This window comes from Collinsella aerofaciens (genome assembly GCF_015555045.1).
GTDB lineage: Bacteria > Actinomycetota > Coriobacteriia > Coriobacteriales > Coriobacteriaceae > Collinsella > Collinsella aerofaciens_W.
Window position 1 is genome coordinate 23,886 of the sequence record NZ_JADNJQ010000004.1, and the last position, 18,899, is coordinate 42,784.

Below are 18,899 nucleotides of genomic sequence, written 5' to 3' on the forward strand. Positions count from 1 at the left end.
TTTATGCACGTAAAGTCTGGGAATATACAAGGCGCATGTCTTATTGTCTAACCAGTTGCGCCAAGGAGGCACCATGGACTACAAGATTACTGGCTACGAGCCCGCCCAGCTGTTCCATTTCTTTGAGGAGATCAGCGCGATCCCCCGTGGGTCTGGCAACGAGAAGGGCATCAGCGATTTCTTGGTTGCGTTTGCCAAGGAGCGCGGCCTCGACGTGTATCAGGACGAGGTCTACAACGTCATCATTCGTAAGCCCGCATCTGCCGGCGCCGAGAATGCCCCGACCGTGATGCTGCAGGGCCACATCGACATGGTGTGCGACAAGCTTGGCTCCGTTGAGCACGACTTTACGACCGATGGTATCGACCTGGTCGTCAAGGACGGCGTCCTCACCGCTAACGGCACCACCCTGGGCGCCGACAACGGCATTGCTGTCGCTCTGATGCTCACCGTGCTCAACGACGATTCGATTGCTCATCCGGCCCTCGAGTGCGTGTTAACCACCGACGAGGAGACTGGCCTGGTTGGCGCCGAGACGCTCGACAAGTCCCAGATTAGCGCCCGCACCATGATCAACCTCGATTCCGAGGAGGAGGGCGTGGCCACCGTCAGCTGCGCCGGCGGTGTCGTCGTTACCTACACCTGCCCGATCGTGCGCGAGCACAAGACCGGCAGCACCCTTACGCTCGAGATCTCCGGCCTGCTGGGTGGTCACTCCGGCGCCGACATCCACCTGGAGCGCGGCAACGGCAACCTCATCATGGCCCGCATCATCGACCGCCTGATGGTCGCCGGCGAGCCCGCCATCGTCAGCTTTAACGGCGGCACTAAGGACAACGCCATCAACCGTGAGTGCAAGGCCGAGCTGGTCTACACTGATCACGCTGCCGCCGAGGCCGCGGCCCAGATCGCAAAGGGCATCATTGCCGACGTCACTGCCGAGCTCGAGGTCTTTGACCCCGGCTTTACCTGCACCGTCGAGATTGCCGACGACGCCGAGGTCGAGGCCATGGATCAGAAGTCCGCGCTTGCCCTCATCCGCGCCCTGCGTCTTGCCCCTAACGGCGTGATTCGCCGCAACGTCGCCACCGACGGCTCCGTCGAGGTTTCCTCCAACATCGGTGTGGTTGCCACTTCTGACGACGAGGTCAAGATCATGCTGTCCCCGCGCTCCTCGATTACCTCGCTGCAGAACGAGTTCAAGGACCGCCTGCAGACGCTGGCCGATGTCCTGGGCTTCGACGCCAAGTTCGAGTTCGAGTATCCCGGCTGGAGCTATGCCGAGCATTCGCCGGTCCGCGACATCTTTGTCGAGAGCTATCGCGAGCTCTTTGGCTCCGAGCTGCGCATCGAGTCCATTCACGCCGGCCTTGAGTGCGGCCTGTTTGCCGAGGCCCTGCACGGCCTGGACGCCATCGCCGTGGGCCCGACGCTCTCCGATGTCCACACCCCGGACGAGAGCATGGAGCTCGCTTCTGCCGAGCGTTTCTACGAGCTGCTCATCGACGTCCTCAAGCGCCTCGCTGCGTAAAGGTTGCGCTAGCAGCAGTCCGAGCCACGTGCTAGCGGATTGCAAATGACATTATGAGAGGGGGCATCCGAGCTTTTGCGACGGGTGCCCCCTCTCTTCTTTTGGGAAATGGGAGATTATGGACACCTAGCCCATATCCGCCTTGATGAGGTCGAGGGTGCGCTGGCAGTTTTCACAGACGGGGCCGAGCATATGCTCGCGCAGGTCCGCCATGCCGGGCAGGTCGGCGTATTCGTCCATGACCTCTTCCATGCAAATGGGCACCTCGTAGGCGAGGTCCATCATGGTCGCAAAGCAAAACTTCTCGGATAGCCCGGCGTCGGTGAGCGCCGCTTCCAATGCGTGGTCGCCCATACCGTGGTATCGGCGGATAGCGCCTGGACCGATGCGCCCCACACGATTTTCGCCGCCAACGCTCATGGCAAGGCGCGCTTTTCGCCGCATACGTTCGTATGCCAGCCCCGATGCAACGTCATACATACGGGCCATCATAGCTGTGTCGCCGTTTCCAAGAAGCAGGGAATAGTTCTTCGCATGCGCGTCCGGTGCGCCGATGATGGCGTTAAAGAAGAGAATCTGCGTAAACAGATACAGGTTAAGTTGATGGTGGCTCGTATTGACGAGGAGTTCCTGAATATCGCGTGCGGTCGGGCCGCCGTCTGCCGTGTACTTTTGAGCGGGCATCACTCCAAGAGCCTGACAGAGGTCTTCTTGGTGTAGACGCATGATTGTTCCGTCTTTGACTTTCACACGGTCATAGCGCTCAACAATGAGGGCGGGTTCGTCCTCAAATAAGCGATACTCAACGTTCGCCGTTGCGATACCCGCGCGCTGGGCGCTTTTCATGCAGACAAACTCATTGAGAGCCTCGAGTTTAAATCCGATAACGCCATTTTTGAAAATATGCGTTGTGGGCGAGGAGCCCATGCATTCGCACCAGCGGCCGTTTATGAACGCGAGCGCGAACTTGCCCTGGTTGCCTCCAAGTGACCAACTTTCATCTAGACCCATCCACGATGCATCGCGGTCATCTCTGATCGACTTGAGACGGAGAGCAATTTCGTGGTCGTCTATAGGGCGGTAGTCGCCAGCGCGATGCAGGACGGCGTCGGAATCTTCTTCGGCACAAAACTGCACTCCGCCCGGACAGTCGAGTCCGATATGGCTGAGCAACGCAACGGGATTGTTGGGCCTAACGTTGAATTCGGCGGCAATCGCTTTTCGTTGGTCCTCGCTGTCGGGTAGAAGGCCAAACAAGTACGGATTCATGACCTGTTGGCCGTATGTGCGATTTGATACGGGTATGTTGGTCGATAGGGTTGGCCCGTCATAGTCATGATCGTAGGTAAAGCTGATAAGACCGTTCTCATCTTGCGTGAGCGTTCCCGCAGGTACGCCGCAAATAATGGTCCGAAGTGATGTTCTGGCCATTGGCTATTTCCCTTCGGGCTTGGTTTGGTTAGATGCGTTTGCGGCAATCGAGACTCCGAGATTGGACATGGCGAAATCGGCGAAGGCCCTGTCGTAGAGCTCGGACGTAAAGGGGACATCTGCGAGAGCCGGAACGGCTGCGCTGCGACGGTTGCGATGGTGAAAACGTTGAGCGTGATGGCGCCTGGGGGTACTACGAGGTTGCAAATCAGCATGCGGGGCGTCGACTGGTTGCTCGTTTTTCGATTCGTCGATATCCCCTTGAGCGGCGAGTGCCAGTCCAAGAGCACCGAAAACTGCCAGCAGCTTGTCGAGCCGAATGCCCGTGGCATCTCCCAGCTCGAGCGATGCGAGCAGGCGCTCCGAAACACCGGCTTTTTTAGCGAGGACGGCACGGGTGATCCCTTGCGCCTCGCGTGCCTGACGCACGTAGATGCCAGCTTGGCGCGGTGTGGTGATGGGAAGGATATCCACGGCGATCTCCTAACGTGCAGACTTTTGCATATCAGTATGACATGCAAAAGTCTGCATGAAAAGGCCTCATGCAAAACTCTGCATGAGGCCTCATCCGGACGTTTAGTTTTGAAGGGTGTTTTACAGCGCCAAAATCCCCAGATGCTCCAGCAAAATCTTGAGGCCGATGAGGACGAGCACGACGCCACCCACGATGGTGGCGGGCTTTTCGTAGCGCGCGCCAAAGGTGTGGCCGATCGCTACGCCGGCAACGGAGAAGACAAAGGTCGTGATGCCAATGAGCGACACGGCGGGAACGATATCGACCGAGAGCGCGGCAAACGAGATGCCCACGGCAAGCGCGTCAATCGAGGTGGCGATGGCAAGGATTAGATATTCGCCCAGGTCGATCTTTTCGGCATCCTTGCCGTCGCCTTCGTTTTCGTCCTCAGTAAAGGCTTCCCACAGCATCTTGCCGCCGATAAAGGCGAGCAGGATAAAGGCGATCCAGTGGTCGATGGGGCTGATGATGCCCATGAACTGGCTACCAAGAGCCCACCCAATTACGGGCATGCCGGCCTGGAAACCGCCAAAGAACAGGCCGAGTATCACGGCGACCTTAAGGTTGATCCTTTTCATGCCAAGGCCCTTGCAGATGGATACGGCAAAAGCGTCCATAGAAAGGCCGATAGCGAGCAACACAAGCTCTGCGAGTCCCATAGTCTGGCTCCCTCTCTGCGGGCGGGCCCGCGTGTACCTCTTGGGGGAGTAACAAAAAAGACCCGTGGCGTACGCGTTGCGCGCACAGCCACGAGTCTCGTTCATTAAGGCAAGCCAGGCCGCATCGGCCAGTGTGTTGACTTGCCGCGCCACCGGAGGCGAACCCGATCACGCGACTACTCCCTCATTTATACGAATCCCGATGCTACCACATGAACAGCTGATTTGGGTTGGGCTCTCAGCTGTGTTCGCTCATTCTGTAAGCATCGGATTTCGCAAGCGCCGCAGGGACAAACCGTGAGAAACTATTTAGCGTTTATGGAGCGTATACGATGGGAGCGATGCCTTGGATAAGAACGAGCTGCAAAAGCGTATGGAACAGGCCATTCGTCTGACGGCACCTGGCCAGCCGATCCGCACCGCCCTCGACATGATCATTGCCGGTCACCTGGGCGCCCTTATCTGCGTCGGCGACACCGAAAACGTGCTCGCTGCCGGTAACGACGGCTTCCCGCTCAACATTTCGTTTACCTCGAACCGCCTGTTCGAGCTTTCCAAGATGGACGGCGCCATCGTTATCGACGGCGACCTCACCCAGATCCTGCGCGCCAACTTCCACCTCAATCCCGACCCCTCGCTCGCCACGAGTGAGACGGGCATGCGTCACCGTACTGCCGCTCGCATGTCGGTGCTCACCGATGCCATCGTGATCTCGGTTTCGGCTCGTCGTGCCGTCGTCAACGTGTACGTCCACGGTAAGAGCTACGAGATCCAGCCTGTCACCACCATCATGAGCTCGGTCAATCAGCTCGTCGCCACGCTCCAGACCACCCGTCAGTCGCTCGATCGCTCCCTGCTGCGCCTGACGGCACTCGAGCTGGACGACTACGTCACGCTCGCCGACATCACCGGCATCTTCTCGAGCTTCGAGATCATGCAGCAGGCAAAGACCGAGCTTAAGGATTGCATTGTCAAGCTGGGTAACCAGGGCAAGCTCGTGCAGATGCAGCTCGAGCAGCTCGCGGGCTCCAGCATGGATACCGAATACGACCTGATGATCCGCGACTACGCAAGCGATTCCTCTGAGGCCAACGCCGAGAAGATTCGCGCCGAGCTCGCTCGCATGACGCCCAAGGACCTGTCCGACCCGCAGCATGTGGCGGCGGTTCTGGGTTACGACGACCTGGACGAGGACTCCGTCATGACACCGCTGGGCCTGCGCACGCTTTCGCGCGTGTCCGTCGTGCGCGACGGCGTGGCCGAGAAGATCGTCGACGAGTACGGCTCGCTGCAGGAGCTCATGGATGACATTAGCGAGGATCCGGAGCGCCTGGGCGACTTTGGCGTCAACAACCCTGCCATTCTTGCGGACTCGCTATACCGCATGAAGGGCACCAAACAGGGGAACGCATAATGGCGCCCGTATGCGCCGTGGTCGTTGCCGGTGGCAGCGGCCAGCGCTTTGGTAACCCCGGCGGCAAGCAGCTCGTTAACGTGGCGGGCCGTCCGCTCATGAGCTGGTCCATCCGCGCGTTCGATCGTAGCGACAAGGTCGGCCACATCGTCGTGGTTTGCCCTGCCGAGCGCCGTGCCGAGATGCGCCGCCTGGCCATCGACCCGTTTGACTATGACACGCCCATCAGCTTTGCCGATGCCGGCGATACCCGTCAGGATTCCACCCGTGCCGGCGTGCATGCGGTTCCGGCGGGCTTTGAATACGTCGCCATTCACGATGGCGCTCGTCCGCTCATTACGACCGAGGCCATCGACCACGCTATCGACGTGCTCGTGAGCGACCGTGCTCTCGACGGTGTCGTGTGCGGCCAGCCCGCGATCGACACGCTCAAGATCGTCGATGGCGACAATATCGTCGAGACGCCGCCGCGTGAGCTCTATTGGGCCGCGCAGACGCCGCAGATCTTTAGCGTCGATGCTATGAAGCGCGCCCACGCTGCAGCCATTGCCGAGGGCTTTACCGGCACCGATGATTCGTCGCTGGTCGAGCGCATGGGTGGGCGCGTCCGCTGCGTCCAGAGCCCGCGCGATAACCTTAAGGTTACGGTGCCCGAGGACCTGCGTCCCGTAACCGCGATTCTGCTTGGCCGTATGGCCGAGGGAGAGGATCTTCCCCATGTTCAGTAACCTGCGCATTGGCCACGGCTACGACGTCCACCGTTTGGTGGAGGGGCGTCGATGTATCATCGGCGGGGTCGACATTCCCTACGAGCGCGGCCTGCTGGGCCACTCGGATGCCGATGTGCTCGCGCACGCCTTGGCCGACGCCATTCTGGGTGCCTGCCGCGGGGGAGACATCGGCAAGCTATTCCCCGACACCGATCCTGCCTATGAGGGCGCCGACTCGATGGTGCTGCTTGCCCGCGTGATGGACTATGCACGCGAGCTGGGCTTTGAGTTTGTCGATGCCGATTGCACCATTGCCTGTCAGCAGCCTAAGATCACCCCGCACCGCGATGCCATGCGCGCTAACCTTGCCCATGCCCTGGGCGTTGACGTCGAAAACGTGGGCGTCGCCGCTACCACGACCGAAAAGCTCGGTTGGGAAGGCCAGGGCGAGGGAATCGGCGCCTGGGCCGTCTGCCTGCTACAGAAAACCGTTAAGGAGTAACGAATGCGTATCTACAACAGCGCTACCCATAAAAAGGAAGAGTTCCAGCCCATCGAGTCCGGCAAGGTCCGCATGTACGTGTGCGGCCCCACGGTCTACGACAACATCCACATCGGCAACGCCCGTACGTTCATCAACTTTGACGTGATTCGCCGCTGGCTCATCGCGAGCGGTTACGAGGTCACGTTCGCCCAGAACCTCACCGATGTCGACGACAAGATCATCAAGCGCGCCAACGAGCAGGGCCGCACTGCCGCCGAGGTCGCGACGGAGTTCTCCGACAAGTTCATCGGCGTCATGCGCGCCGCCAACGTGCTCGATCCCGATGTGCGTCCTCGCGCCACCAAGGAGATCGGCCCCATGATCGCCATGATCAAGACGCTCATCGAGCAGGGCCACGCCTACGCCGCCGATAACGGCGATGTGTACTTTGCCGTGCGCAGCGATCCCAACTATGGTCAGGTCTCGGGCCGCAACATCGACGACCTTATGGTTGGCGCGCGCATCGAGGAGAACGAGGACAAGAACGACCCGCTCGACTTTGCCCTGTGGAAGGCCGCCAAGCCCGGCGAGCCCAGCTGGCCGAGCCCCTGGGGCGAGGGGCGTCCCGGTTGGCACACCGAGTGCGCCGCCATGGTGCACCGCTACCTGGGCACCCCGATCGACATCCACGGCGGCGGCTCCGACCTTGCCTTCCCGCATCACGAGAACGAGTGCGCCCAGGCCACCTGCGCTTGGCACCAGGGCTTCTCCAACACCTGGATGCACACGGGAATGCTGCTGGTTGACGGCGAGAAGATGTCCAAGTCGCTCGGAAACTTCTTTACGCTGGCCGAGGTGCTTGAGCAGCACTCTGCCGCAGCCCTGCGCCTGCTGATGCTGCAGACGAGCTATCGCTCGCCGCTCGACTTTTCTTGGGAGCGCCTGGAGGGTGCCGAGAACTCGCTCACGCGTATTGCCGGTACGGTCGAGAATCTGCGCTGGGCCGCGAACCATGCGACGGCCGATGCCGATGAGGCAGCATCCGAGGCGTTTGCCGCCAAGGCCGCCGAGACCCGTGCCACCTTTAAGGAGTGCATGGACGACGACTTTAACACCGCTGGTGCCATGGGTGCCGTCTTTGGCTTTGTGACCGAGTGCAACCAGTACCTGGAGCAGGCGGGCGACGCTGCCGACAAGGCCGCTGCGCTTGCCGCCGCCGACACGCTGGCCGAGCTGCTCGATACGTTTGGTGTTGAGCTTCCCGAGCCCAAGGTCGAGCTGCCGCTGGGTCTGCTGGGTGTTGCCGCCGGTCTGGTTGCCTATACGGGCGACGACGTGGACGAGGCTGCTGCCAAGATTCTCGAGGCCCGCGCCGAGGCCCGTGCCGCCAAGAACTGGGATCTGGCCGACGCCATCCGCGACCAGCTCAAGGACCTGGGCCTCACCATTGAGGATACGGCCGCCGGCACCCGTATCAAATCTCTCTAATCCCCGCGGGTTTCCCAAGCACCCGACCTTGCCGTTCAAACCGTCGCTCGCGTACTCAAGTACGCGTCGCTCCTCTTTCACGGCAATCTCGGGCACTTGGAAAACCCGTACCGACCGCTTGAGCTATTCGTCTTAAGCGGTCGCTTCTTTTGTCCTGTTTGAAAATTATTTAAAGGAGGCCGTTTTATGGCCGACAATCGCAAGCGTGTACCGCGTGGAGGCAAGCAGGCTGCTTCTGGCTCGCGTCCGATTCGCCGCAACGACCGCGCTGCCGCTCCCAAGGGCCAGCGCGAGCGCTCACAGGCTGCTCGCCCGCAGCGCGAGCGTAGCCGCGATAACGTCCAGGTTCCCAAGGGCGAGTTTATCGAAGGTCGCCGTGCTGCCGCCGAGGCGCTGCGTACCGGCTTTCCCGTCAAGTGCGCGCTCATTGCCGAGGGCGGGGAGCGCGATGCCGCCTTGTCGCGCCTGGTCGACGACCTCAACGCTGCAGGCGTCCGCATTAAGTATGTGCCGCGCGCGCAGCTCGATGCGCTGTCGAGCCATGGCGCTCACCAGGGCATTGCGCTCGAGGTGGGCAATTTCCCCTATGCCGATGTTGCCGATATCCTCGACCGTGCGGGCGACGGTCCGGCGCTCGTCGTCGTGCTCGACCATGTGACCGACGACGGCAACTTTGGCGCCATCGTGCGCTCCGCCGAGGTCGTGGGCGCGGCGGGCGTCGTCATTGCCAACAAGCGCGCCGCCGGTGTGACCGTCGGCAGCTACAAGACTTCTGCCGGCGCCGTCATGCACCTGCCCATCGCGCAGGTTCCCAATATCGCCCGTGCGCTCGATGACCTCAAGGCCGCCGGCTTTTGGGTGGGCGGCGCCTCCGAGCACGCCGAAGGCAGTTGCTGGGATGCTCCCTTCGAGGGTCGCGTGGCGCTCGTCATGGGTTCCGAGGGCGACGGCATCTCGCGTCTGGTGCTCGAGAAATGCGACTTTTTGACCAAGCTTCCCCAGCGCGGCATGACCGAGAGTCTCAACGTGGCCCAGGCGACCACCGCTCTGTGCTTTGAGTGGCTGCGCCGCAATGCCGGCGAGCTCATGGGGGAGGAGTAGCGCATGTCCAAGAAGAACCGCGCCAAGTCCAAGGCCAAGCGCTTTGGCGAGGGCTCGGCCAAGCCTATTGTTTCGGCCGCGACCTACGGCGTGGGCGGCAATGCGTTTGCGCAGGCTATCGCCGACCCAGTCTCGACGGTACACTCCAACAAGCCTGAGTTGCTGGTGGTCGACGGTTACAACGTGATCCACTGCACGCCGCGCTACGAAAAGCTCGTGTACGACCATTCCGACGATCCGTATTCCAGCGACGTCCACGATATGGCGCGAACTGCACTCATCAACGACGTCGCCGCGTTTGCCCAAGGTCGGTACGAGGCCGTAATCGTGTTTGACGGCGCGGGCAATATCTCCAGCGAGCGCCCCAACCTGCCTGCTCGCGGCGTGCGTATCGAGTTTTCGCCGACGGGCGTATCGGCTGATACCGTGGTGCAAAAGCTCTGCATCGAGGCACGCGAGGAAGGCCGTGCGTGCTCCGTGGTATCGAGCGACGGCACGATCCAGGCTGTCGTCATGGGCAAGGGCGTCACGCGCATCTCGAGCCGTATGCTGGTGGACGAGATCAAACAGATCGATAACGACGTTCACGAGGCAGAGGAAGCTCCGCAGATCAAGATGACTCTGGGCAGTCGTTTGAGCCCCGATGCACTGGCCAAGCTCAAGGCCCTGCGCGGGAGGTAGGGGAGTTGGCGGGGCAATGCTGCCTCGCTAACTCCATTCAGCGATGTCGATCATTCTTTCGAGGCGCCACGTTAGCGCCTCTTTTAGATAAGGCAGTCTCGCTGCTAGGGCATCGTTTTTAGACAGAATCTCGATTGCCTCGTCGACTAAACCTTCGAGTTTGTCCCCGTCAAACCAGTTCATATCCTCAACAAGCAACATTTGTTTCGCGGGACTTGAATGGAACTGCGCGCTGGCAAAACTGTGCTCTCCTGCCCTAAGCTCATCTAGAGATATGTTGCACCAGAGCGATGAGCCCGAATCGAAGATGGGGGCTGGTCTGCAGACTAGTGAGTTGACGTTTCGCACGAGGCCGAAGTTGCGCCAATGACGATCGTAGTTGGCAATAATGTCGTCACATACGATCATGCGGTCAAGGGCATCCTTGACGCCTGTCACCCCGAGCTCCTCGCAGTTTGCTACATATCGCTCGTAGTCGGTTAGCCGTTCATCTGCGTTTGCGTGCTGGTTTACATAGAACGCAGGGACATACTCTTCTTCATCAGTTAAGAAGACATCGCATGTGCTCAGGGCGGAAGTGCCCGTGCCCTCGAGCGAGTAAGGCACATAATCGCAGGCGTTTAGGATGCGACGGTGGAGCGCGGTCGCCACCAGCTCGTTATAAGGTTCCTGGTCCAGGTGCGCTCCTGCCTTATGCAGAATTCGACGTTCGCCCTCGCACGTCCAGTACTTTTGAAGATTGCCGTCCGAGGTGTTGTCGGGCTTTGCGGCAGCCGCTTTTCCCTCTGGGGCAAAGGGTGTAATGGACAGCGAGACGTCATCAAAGGCGTTATTGAAGAAGTTGATATCCTTCCAGGTGAGACCGGAACCTTGGGGCCTAATCCAATACTGGTCGGATAAGGAGAGGCCGAGATTTCGCTGGACGAGTTCATCGGGAACATCGACTGCGGCTTCTGCAAGCAGGGAGGCTAGCCCAATGCGTGCGAGCGGGATACCGCGGCCGCGCCACCAGATGCGGAAGGAGTCTAGCGATATGGGGCTATTAGGGCCAAATACTCCAATAGGGGCGTGGGCGTAATCGATGTCGGCACCGATGTGGGTAAAGTCTTTTCGCGATGTACTGTAGACCAGCTGAGCGACTTCGTACGTGCGGTTCATGAGGGTGAACGCGATCTCGCTCTTACCGTGGCCGCGGCGGGGACGTCCTCCCGTTTTGGTCACGGAGCGGAGTCGCGTATCGACGCTGTCTTTGTCGATGAGCCATACACCAGAAGCCTTGCGGGCCTCAAGTGCTCCGTTTTTTATGAGCTCCTGCACCCTGCGCGGAGTGATGCCGAGCAGTTCGGCTGCTTCCTTGGTAGTAAGCATCGCGAAACCCTTCGTTAGAACGAATAGTTTTATATAAAGCAATTGTAATTAAAACTATTCGTTTTGACGAATGGTTTTGAGATTGGGGGCGAACCGACAGAAATGAACGGGCCTGGTACCTGTTGTTGCTGGATTTTGCATATTTGTATAACGCCGTGTGGCCTGTTGCGCCCCGTCCGTAATTCCTTTATTCTTAACAGGCTTCGCGCGAAAGCGCCAAGTGTGCCAGTGTGGCGCAACGGTAGCGCAACTGATTTGTAATCAGTGGGTTGCAGGTTCGATTCCTGTCACTGGCTCCATGAGAGTTTCGGGCTCTGTCTCTATATGGGATAGAGCCCGTTTCTATTTAGGTGGTGCGCCATCGGGTTAGCGCCCATCCCGTTTTTGGTTTGTCTCGTCCTCCAGTTTGTCTAAATCTGTAACACCAAGACCGATATTTGGCATCTAACTGTTACAGATTGAGATGAAACTTAGGGTGTTTTAGGAATATCTTGATCTGTAACATGTAGAAGCGGAATAGGCCTCTTGCTGTTACAGATCGAGACAAGGGCGGGTGCGGACCTGGATGTTCTGCTCGGGCGTGGATTTCTGGACACGCGAGAGAAGAAAATCTTCCGACCGGAGAACGAGCGTGGATAATTAACTTGGATAGGGAGCTAAGGTAAACACCGATTGTCTATCGAAGGCTTTAGAAACAACGACCCCGATTTCATTGTGGAATCGGGGTCGTTTGTGCCTGAGGAATCCGAATGGATTAATCGAGCTCCTAAGGGACTTCTTGGGTTCTTGCTAATGGTCTGCCGAGGATGTCCCCAATGCAAGCAGCGGGCATCTACTCAATATAGTTGGGATTCTTCTTGATGATCACGCGTGCAGCGATGAACGAGACAACGATGGCGATGACGGCGACAACGCACGCCAGTACGAAGTTGCCCATGGATCCATCGGGAGCGATAAAGATCAGCGCAGAAAGAAGACCGGGGCATGCTCCCGCAACATACTCCTTCAGGACGAAGATGCCTGCAGGGAGTCCCGCGCAGAGGGCGCCGATTGCTGTGCCGACAAGCAGGCGGGGACGCTCGATGAGGCAGCCGTAAAATGCGGGCTCAGTTACGCCACAGAGTGCGGTGACGGCAACCGTGGTGACCATACCTCTCTTCTCCTTGTTGCCTTTCATTGCAGTTGCCAAGGCGAGACTCGTGCCGCCAATGCAGAGGTTTGAGATGAAGCCAAAGATGATGGGCGCCCAGCCGAGCTGCGCCAAGCTCGTAACTTCGATCGCGATGTAGGCCTTATCAAGACCGAGCATGACAAAATAGGGGTTAAGGGCTGCAAGGATTGGAGTAGCGATAAATGCCACGTTATCCATGAGCCACGTGGCGGCATCACTCAGCGCGTAGCCCATCATGCTGCCGGCGGGGCCGAGGATAATCAGCTCAACAGGCACGACGATGAACATGGTGAGCAGCGGCTTCAAGAACAGTTTGGTAATGTCGGGGATGATTTTCTGAAGACCGCGATCAACAAAGTACATGAACACAACGCCCAGTACGATTGGCACCACCGTGCTCGAGTAGTCATTCGTCGGGATGGGGATGCCAAGAAAGTCGAGACCCTCAGCACCGCTAATAGACGAGCTAATCATGATTGCGCCCAGCAGTGCGCCCATGATAGGCTGCATCTTCATGACGGCGGCGAGCTGATAGCCGAGGTAAACGGGCAGGAAGCTAAATGAGGCGCTGAAGATCGCCAGCAGAACCTGGGCGGTTCCGCTATCGGTGCTCAATCCACAATAATTGACCAGGAGATTCTTGATCGAAAGAATGAGTCCGCCAACGATGAGCGCCGGGACGATGGGCATGAATACCTGTGCAGAGACGTTCCCGAATTTCTCAATCAAGCCCATGGCGGTGTTACCGCTTTTAATGCCTTCTGCAAGGTCTTTGGCGGTTTGGGCATCGTCGGCAACCGTGCCACCGCCGACTTCGATTCCCGCGAAGTCGAGGAAGTCGTTGTAGGCCTCGGTGACGTTGGGGCCGATGATTACCTGAAGCTGGCCACCGCTGACTACTGCCCCGAGCGCCTGGTCAGCCGATTTGGCGAGCTGGAGATCGATGATCGAGGTGTCTCGTGCGTCGATGCGAAGGCGCGTCGCACAATGAGTTACCGATGTAATGTTCTCTTTGCCGCCAACAGCCTTTAGGACTGTTTCGGACATTGCCTGATATTTCATCTCTTTCTCCTAACCTTCCTGCTCCTGATACTTCGAGATAAGGTCTCGGTACCAATACCAGCTCTTTTTGGGGGTGCGCTCCAGATTGTTCTCGAAGTCGATATGGACAAGTCCGTATCGTTTTTCGTAGCCGTTGATCCAGCTATACAGATCCATCGTCGACCAGAGGTAGTAGCCCTCAACGCGCGCGCCGTCGCGCTTAGCCCTCATCATGTGCTCGATGAACTGGCCCAGAAGCTCGATGCGGTCATCATCGTGGATTATTCCGTCTGCGTCTGGTTGCTCATAGGCGCCATGTCCGTTTTCCGTAATAAAGATGCGGGGCGCGTCATAGCGCTCGTGGACATCCATGATGGTTGAATACATGCAACTTGGGAGTATTTCGCGGCCCCATTTATTGCGGGGAACATTGCTGTCGCGGGCGCTTTCAAACAAGGGCGCAATGCATTTTCCTTCGACCTTTTTGCTCGAACCGCCCTTATTGTTCGCCGAAACGGCAAGCTCTCCACCGTGCCAGTCGGTTACATACTCTCGGCAATACACGTTGAGTCCAATAAAATCGACTTTACCGTCTCTGAATTCTTCTACGTCATTTGGGGATCGATAGAGCGAGACGCCAAGTTTTTCAAGGATTTCGTCCATTTCTGGCGGCAGTTGACCCTGAAGTGCTGGTGCCAGAATCATGCGATTGGCGAAAAAGTCTGCGTATCGAAATACGTCATCGGGGTGCTCGGTTGCCGGGTCGAGTTCGACAACGCCGCCATCGTGGACGGCGCCGATGATGCCGTCGTAGCCCATTTGACGATATGCTCGGACTGCGAGTGCGCTTGCGCGCATCAGGTTGTACTGAAACTGCATGTACGACTGAACGTCGAGCGATCGATTGGGGGGATAGTTGCCCAACATGTTTACGCAGTAGCTGTAGAAATGCGGCTCGTTAACGGTAGCCCAGATTTTGACGCGGTCTCCAAAGCGCTCAAAGCAAATCTTGGCGTATTTGCAGAACCACTCTGCCATATCGTTGTTCAGCCATCCGCCTTTGCAAGCAAGCGTGAATGGCAGATCGTAATGGAACAGCGTAACGTTGGGCTCTATGCCATTTTCGAGGCAGCAATCAATGACCCGATTATAAAAATCGATACCCTTTTCATTCACTTCACCGATACCCGTGGGGATGATTCGACTCCATGAAAGAGAGAAGCGATAGGTGTTTTGTCCGCCTTCTTTCATCATGCGGATATCTTCTTCATAGCGATGGTAGAAGTCGCAAGATACATCACCGTCAACATGGTTGATGTTCTTATTGCTTGTGTGGTTAAAGAAATCCCACTCGCCAAGGCCTTTGCCGTCTTCGTTCCAGGCACCCTCGCACTGATAAGACGCCGTGGCGGAACCCCAGAGAAACGGGATGTTGTTCACGTTGCCCATGAATCCCCTTTCCATCATTCAACACGGTGGATACGTGTGGCGGAATTACGATTAAGATGACGTCAACTGATTTGAATCATAGGAGAACGACCAAAGCTGTTTGATTCAATAAATGAACTATGATTTCGAGGAGAGCGGAAAGAGGGATCACGTGAATATCAATGACTTCGATGTGCTCAATCGCATTAGCTCCATCATCAACAGCGAGTTTGGGTCAAACGATGCCGCCATCGCTCGATATCTCATCGCTCACATTAGGCGTTCGAGCGAAATCAATGTTGCCACAATAACCCGCGATGCATTCGTGACCCGTTCCGCTGTTCGTCGTTTCTGCAATCGATTGGGCTACCAGTCTCTTAGCGATTTGAAAGAATCATTTACTCAATCAGTCTTTCCAAGCGACTTAAGCCATCGAGAGGAGGAATTTGGCTACGAGGAGTACAGGGCAGAGCTCGACGTTCGCATGATCGAGATGTTCGCTGAGGTTGAAAGCGGCGTGTCCGATATCGCTATTAAGCACCTTGCCGACGAAATTGATGGCCATAAAAACGTTGAAATCTGGTGCACCAATAATGTGAGCGCCAATCTCGTACGATTTCAGCAGGAAATGTTTTATGCGGGCAAGATAGTTCGCATAGTTGCTGGGGCTAACGTCGCGGAATTGAAAAACATGGGAGACGCTTCGCAGTCATTGATAATTCTCGTATCGGTCTCCGGGCTATTTGCGTCCCAGGCGCGTGAGTATCTTGATTGCCGTTCGGGCAGGAAGATTCTAATTACTGCGTTTAGCAACGATGACAAATCGAGGTCTTTTGACCGTGTATATCGTCTTGGTAATGCGGGAAACGGAATTGACCGACTCGGCGTTTATTCGAAATACGCCATGACCTATTTCTTCGACTTGCTATCGTCGTGTTACTTGAGTCGCTACCCCTGCACCAAGGGGGAGCCGCTCTATGGGTCTACTTTGGTCTGGCCCGAGCAGTAGCGGCTCTATAGTTCTCCCGTCTGGAGAATGAGCGTGGATAATCTCCGCTTTGGGCTTAGAGCCGCGCTAAAAGCGGGAGATTATCCACGCTTGAACGTGCCGTGGAAGCACGATCGTGACCTATGTAATAGTGCAAGAGGGTCGGTATCGAAGGTCGATGCTGCAGATGTACTCCACCGTGACAAAGTGTTCCCTCGTGAAATGTCACAAGCGTAGCCAAATCCACCGTCCTTCATATCCAAACTCAACAAAACCGCAGGTCACAGCTATATAGATACGCCCGGCACCGTGTATCTAGAGGTTTTCGTTGACAGCTCCCAAGGTTGCATCGTATTATCTTTTTCGTTCGCGGGGGCGGCGGTCCAAAAGACCAAAGGACCTGCGGATACTTGAACGATTGGGAGTTTGCCCGAGTGGTTAATGGGGACGGGCTGTAAACCCGTTGGCTCTGCCTACATAGGTTCGAATCCTATAGCTCCCACCCGTCAAGTGCCTGTATAGCTCAGTCGGTAGAGCACTTCGTTGGTAACGAAGAGGTCACCAGTTCAAGTCTGGTTGCAGGCTCCATCCGGCGGTGTAGCTCAGTTGGTTAGAGCACACGGTTCATACCCGTGGCGTCACTGGTTCGAATCCAGTCACCGCTACCATAGGTAACACGGTGGCTTCTCAATAGTATGTTGAGAGGCCACTATGGTATAAAGGCAAAGTCCCGTCCGGGGACGACCTGTTTAGAGGAGGGCTTTATGGCCAAAGAGAAGTTTGAGCGCACTAAGCCGCATGTTAACATCGGCACCATTGGTCACGTCGACCACGGCAAGACCACGCTGACCGCTGCCATCACCAAGGTTCTCTCCGAGACCGAGGGCTGCAAGGCTGACTTCACTGCGTTCGAGAACATCGACAAGGCTCCCGAGGAGCGCGAGCGCGGCATTACGATCTCCGTCTCCCACGTCGAGTACGAGACTGCTGCCCGTCACTACGCTCACGTTGACTGCCCGGGCCACGCTGACTACGTCAAGAACATGATCTCCGGTGCTGCTCAGATGGACGGCGCTATCCTGGTCATCGCCGCTACCGACGGCCCCATGGCTCAGACCCGCGAGCACATCCTGCTCGCCCGTCAGGTCGGCGTTCCCTACATCGTCGTCTTCCTGAACAAGTGCGACATGGTCGACGATGACGAGCTCATCGACCTCGTCGAGATGGAGACCCGTGAGCTCCTCTCCGAGTACGATTTCCCCGGCGACGACATTCCCGTCATCCGTGGTTCCGCTCTGGGCGCTCTCGAGGGCGACGCCAAGTGGATGGACGCTATCCGCGAGCTCATGAAGGCCGTCGACGAGTACATCCCGACGCCTGCTCGTAACAACGACCTCCCCTTCCTGATGGCCGTTGAGGACGTTATGACCATCTCCGGCCGTGGTACCGTTGCTACCGGCCGTGTCGAGCGCGGTGAGCTCAAGCTCAACGAGCCCGTCGAGATCGTCGGCATCAAGGATACCCAGAACACCGTCGTTACCGGTATCGAGATGTTCCGTAAGTCCATGGACTTCTGCGAGGCTGGCGACAACGTCGGTCTGCTGCTCCGCGGCATCAAGCGCGAGGACATCGAGCGCGGCCAGGTTCTCTGCAAGCCCGGTTCGGTTACCCCGCACACCAAGTTCACCGGTGAGATCTACGTTCTGACCAAGGAGGAGGGCGGCCGTCACACCCCGTTCTTCGATGGTTATCGTCCTCAGTTCTACTTCCGTACCACCGACGTTACCGGTACGGTCAAGCTCCCCGAGGGCACCGAGATGGCTATGCCTGGTGACCACATCACCATCGAGGGCGACCTCATCCACCCGATCGCCATGGAGGAGGGCCTGCGCTTCGCTATCCGCGAGGGTGGCCACACCGTCGGTTCGGGCATCGTCTCCACGATCATTGAGTAAATTAGCTCTTTGATATAGCTGACTTAGAGAACCCGGCACTTATATGGGTGCCGGGTTCTTTTCTGCAATGGATATTGAGCCGTTGCTGGTGTCGAGAGGATCGACAATGGTCCTGGATGCACCGTCGATTAGATCTCGATGGCTTCATTGATGTGTTCCAAATATGAATGGATCCACCGAGAACCAATTGACTCGAGGTTTTCATTGACAGCACTTACGTGGAGCTGATAAAGTAACAACTCGTGCCCGTACGGGGCGGAAATGAAAGGTTCAGGATACATGCGTACTCTAGTTACTCTTGCGTGCACTGAGTGCAAGCGCCGCAACTATACGACCACCAAGAACAAGTCGACCATGCCTGATCGTATGGAGATCAAGAAGTATTGCCCCTGGTGCCGTCACCACACGCTGCACAAAGAGACTCGCTAGTCTCTAGTCACATACGCCAGTAGTTCAATTGGTAGAGCATCGGTCTCCAAAACCGAGTGTTGAGGGTTCGAGTCCTTCCTGGCGTGCCAGTCATTATTCCGTAAGCTCCCAATTGGGGGCTTACGGTTTACTCATGTATAAGCGCATTGCGCGGAGGTAACCCAAATGGCCAACAAGAAGAACAAGAAGAAGGCTCAGCAGCAGGCGCCTGCCAACAACGCTGCCGCCAACTCCAAGGTTGAGGCCAAGAAGGCCGTTGCCAAGAAGAACGAGAAGGCTGCGAAGTCCAAGAAGAACGAGAAGCCTGGTTTCTTCGCCCGCACCAAGAAGTATTTCGCTTCGGTCAAGTCCGAGATGAAGCGTGTCACGTGGCCCGATAAGAAGGAGCTCGTGAACTACTCGGTCGTCGTTTGCGCTTCTCTGATCGTCGTCGGCGTCGTCATCGCTCTGCTCGATGCTGGCTTTGGCGAGGCTCTTGCTCTGTTCTCTGGATTGAGGGGCTAAAC

At 57.5% G+C, this 18,899-nt stretch carries 17 protein-coding genes and 5 tRNA genes; 16 read left to right on the forward strand and 6 right to left on the reverse strand.

Translation table 11 applies throughout. The features are described 5' to 3' along the window. The first annotated feature begins 73 nt into the window (after positions 1-73). Positions 74-1,531, forward strand: coding sequence for an aminoacyl-histidine dipeptidase (locus I2E45_RS02425; RefSeq protein WP_195444106.1), 1,458 nt, complete (start codon positions 74-76; stop codon positions 1,529-1,531). Between the two features lie 126 nt (positions 1,532-1,657). Here I2E45_RS02425 and I2E45_RS02430 read toward each other — a convergent pair whose 3' ends face one another. The 3 genes from I2E45_RS02430 to I2E45_RS02440 form a co-directional block, all read right to left on the reverse strand. Beyond that, positions 1,658-2,962, reverse strand: a complete 1,305-nt coding sequence (locus I2E45_RS02430; protein ID WP_195444108.1) for a type II toxin-antitoxin system HipA family toxin — start codon at positions 2,960-2,962, stop codon at positions 1,658-1,660. 3 nt (positions 2,963-2,965) lie between these two features. Next, entirely contained in the window at positions 2,966-3,436 is a 471-nt protein-coding gene (locus I2E45_RS02435; protein WP_271742097.1) for a helix-turn-helix domain-containing protein, read from the reverse strand. 120 nt (positions 3,437-3,556) lie between these two features. Beyond that, on the reverse strand, positions 3,557-4,135 hold the full coding sequence (locus tag I2E45_RS02440) for a manganese efflux pump MntP (protein WP_117745788.1): 579 nt from the start codon (positions 4,133-4,135) through the stop codon (positions 3,557-3,559). Positions 4,136-4,508: 373 nt separating this feature from the next. Between I2E45_RS02440 and disA the strand changes: the two genes are divergently transcribed. The 6 genes from disA (at position 4,509) to I2E45_RS02470 (ending at position 10,013) form a co-directional block, all read left to right on the forward strand. Next, the gene (gene disA / locus I2E45_RS02445; protein WP_006234973.1) at positions 4,509-5,549 is read left to right on the forward strand and encodes a DNA integrity scanning diadenylate cyclase DisA; all 1,041 of its coding nucleotides are present in this window, start codon (positions 4,509-4,511) and stop codon (positions 5,547-5,549) included. Further along, positions 5,549-6,277, forward strand: coding sequence for a 2-C-methyl-D-erythritol 4-phosphate cytidylyltransferase (ispD, locus tag I2E45_RS02450; protein WP_195444110.1), 729 nt, complete (start codon positions 5,549-5,551; stop codon positions 6,275-6,277). Before disA ends, ispD begins: the two co-directional genes overlap by 1 nt. Then, positions 6,267-6,761 (forward strand): 2-C-methyl-D-erythritol 2,4-cyclodiphosphate synthase, encoded by a 495-nt coding sequence (gene ispF, locus I2E45_RS02455; RefSeq protein WP_006234975.1) that lies wholly within the window; start codon positions 6,267-6,269, stop codon positions 6,759-6,761. The genes ispD and ispF overlap by 11 nt, the downstream gene beginning before the upstream one ends. Before the next feature lie 3 nt (positions 6,762-6,764). Then, positions 6,765-8,231 (forward strand): cysteine--tRNA ligase, encoded by a 1,467-nt coding sequence (gene cysS, locus I2E45_RS02460; RefSeq protein WP_195444111.1) that lies wholly within the window; start codon positions 6,765-6,767, stop codon positions 8,229-8,231. 186 nt (positions 8,232-8,417) lie between these two features. Further along, positions 8,418-9,332, forward strand: a complete 915-nt coding sequence (gene rlmB / locus I2E45_RS02465) for a 23S rRNA (guanosine(2251)-2'-O)-methyltransferase RlmB (RefSeq protein WP_195444112.1) — start codon at positions 8,418-8,420, stop codon at positions 9,330-9,332. 3 nt (positions 9,333-9,335) lie between these two features. Then, the gene (locus tag I2E45_RS02470; RefSeq protein WP_006234978.1) at positions 9,336-10,013 is read left to right on the forward strand and encodes an NYN domain-containing protein; all 678 of its coding nucleotides are present in this window, start codon (positions 9,336-9,338) and stop codon (positions 10,011-10,013) included. 27 nt (positions 10,014-10,040) lie between these two features. On the opposite strand, the gene I2E45_RS02475 is transcribed toward I2E45_RS02470, so the two are convergent. After that, on the reverse strand, positions 10,041-11,381 hold the full coding sequence (locus I2E45_RS02475) for a DNA-binding protein (protein ID WP_195444113.1): 1,341 nt from the start codon (positions 11,379-11,381) through the stop codon (positions 10,041-10,043). Between the two features lie 224 nt (positions 11,382-11,605). On the opposite strand from I2E45_RS02475, the gene I2E45_RS02480 reads away from it, so the two are divergent. Beyond that, a tRNA-Thr gene (locus I2E45_RS02480) sits at positions 11,606-11,680 on the forward strand. Positions 11,681-12,213: 533 nt separating this feature from the next. Here I2E45_RS02480 and I2E45_RS02485 read toward each other — a convergent pair. Further along, the gene (locus I2E45_RS02485; RefSeq protein WP_138339596.1) at positions 12,214-13,614 is read right to left on the reverse strand and encodes a PTS transporter subunit EIIC; all 1,401 of its coding nucleotides are present in this window, start codon (positions 13,612-13,614) and stop codon (positions 12,214-12,216) included. A gap of 9 nt (positions 13,615-13,623) precedes the next feature. Continuing rightward, complete coding sequence (locus tag I2E45_RS02490) at positions 13,624-15,042, reverse strand: glycoside hydrolase family 1 protein (protein ID WP_195444114.1); 1,419 nt, start codon at positions 15,040-15,042, stop codon at positions 13,624-13,626. 151 nt (positions 15,043-15,193) lie between these two features. Between I2E45_RS02490 and I2E45_RS02495 the strand changes: the two genes are divergently transcribed. The 8 genes from I2E45_RS02495 to secE all read left to right on the forward strand — a co-directional run bounded on the left by I2E45_RS02495 (position 15,194) and on the right by secE (position 18,897). Then, positions 15,194-16,030 (forward strand): MurR/RpiR family transcriptional regulator, encoded by an 837-nt coding sequence (locus tag I2E45_RS02495; protein WP_195232391.1) that lies wholly within the window; start codon positions 15,194-15,196, stop codon positions 16,028-16,030. 399 nt (positions 16,031-16,429) lie between these two features. Then, positions 16,430-16,511 (forward strand) — tRNA-Tyr (locus tag I2E45_RS02500). Between the two features lie 10 nt (positions 16,512-16,521). Then, positions 16,522-16,597: transfer RNA gene (locus tag I2E45_RS02505), tRNA-Thr, on the forward strand. Positions 16,598-16,600: 3 nt separating this feature from the next. Further along, a tRNA-Met gene (locus I2E45_RS02510) sits at positions 16,601-16,677 on the forward strand. A 96-nt stretch (positions 16,678-16,773) separates the two neighbouring features. Next, on the forward strand, positions 16,774-17,964 hold the full coding sequence (tuf, locus tag I2E45_RS02515) for an elongation factor Tu (RefSeq protein WP_035137538.1): 1,191 nt from the start codon (positions 16,774-16,776) through the stop codon (positions 17,962-17,964). Between the two features lie 279 nt (positions 17,965-18,243). Further along, entirely contained in the window at positions 18,244-18,393 is a 150-nt protein-coding gene (gene rpmG / locus I2E45_RS02520) for a 50S ribosomal protein L33 (RefSeq protein ID WP_022093895.1), read from the forward strand. 13 nt (positions 18,394-18,406) lie between these two features. Further along, a tRNA-Trp gene (locus I2E45_RS02525) sits at positions 18,407-18,482 on the forward strand. A 76-nt stretch (positions 18,483-18,558) separates the two neighbouring features. After that, positions 18,559-18,897, forward strand: a complete 339-nt coding sequence (gene secE / locus I2E45_RS02530; RefSeq protein WP_006234983.1) for a preprotein translocase subunit SecE — start codon at positions 18,559-18,561, stop codon at positions 18,895-18,897. The last annotated feature ends 2 nt before the right edge of the window (positions 18,898-18,899 follow it).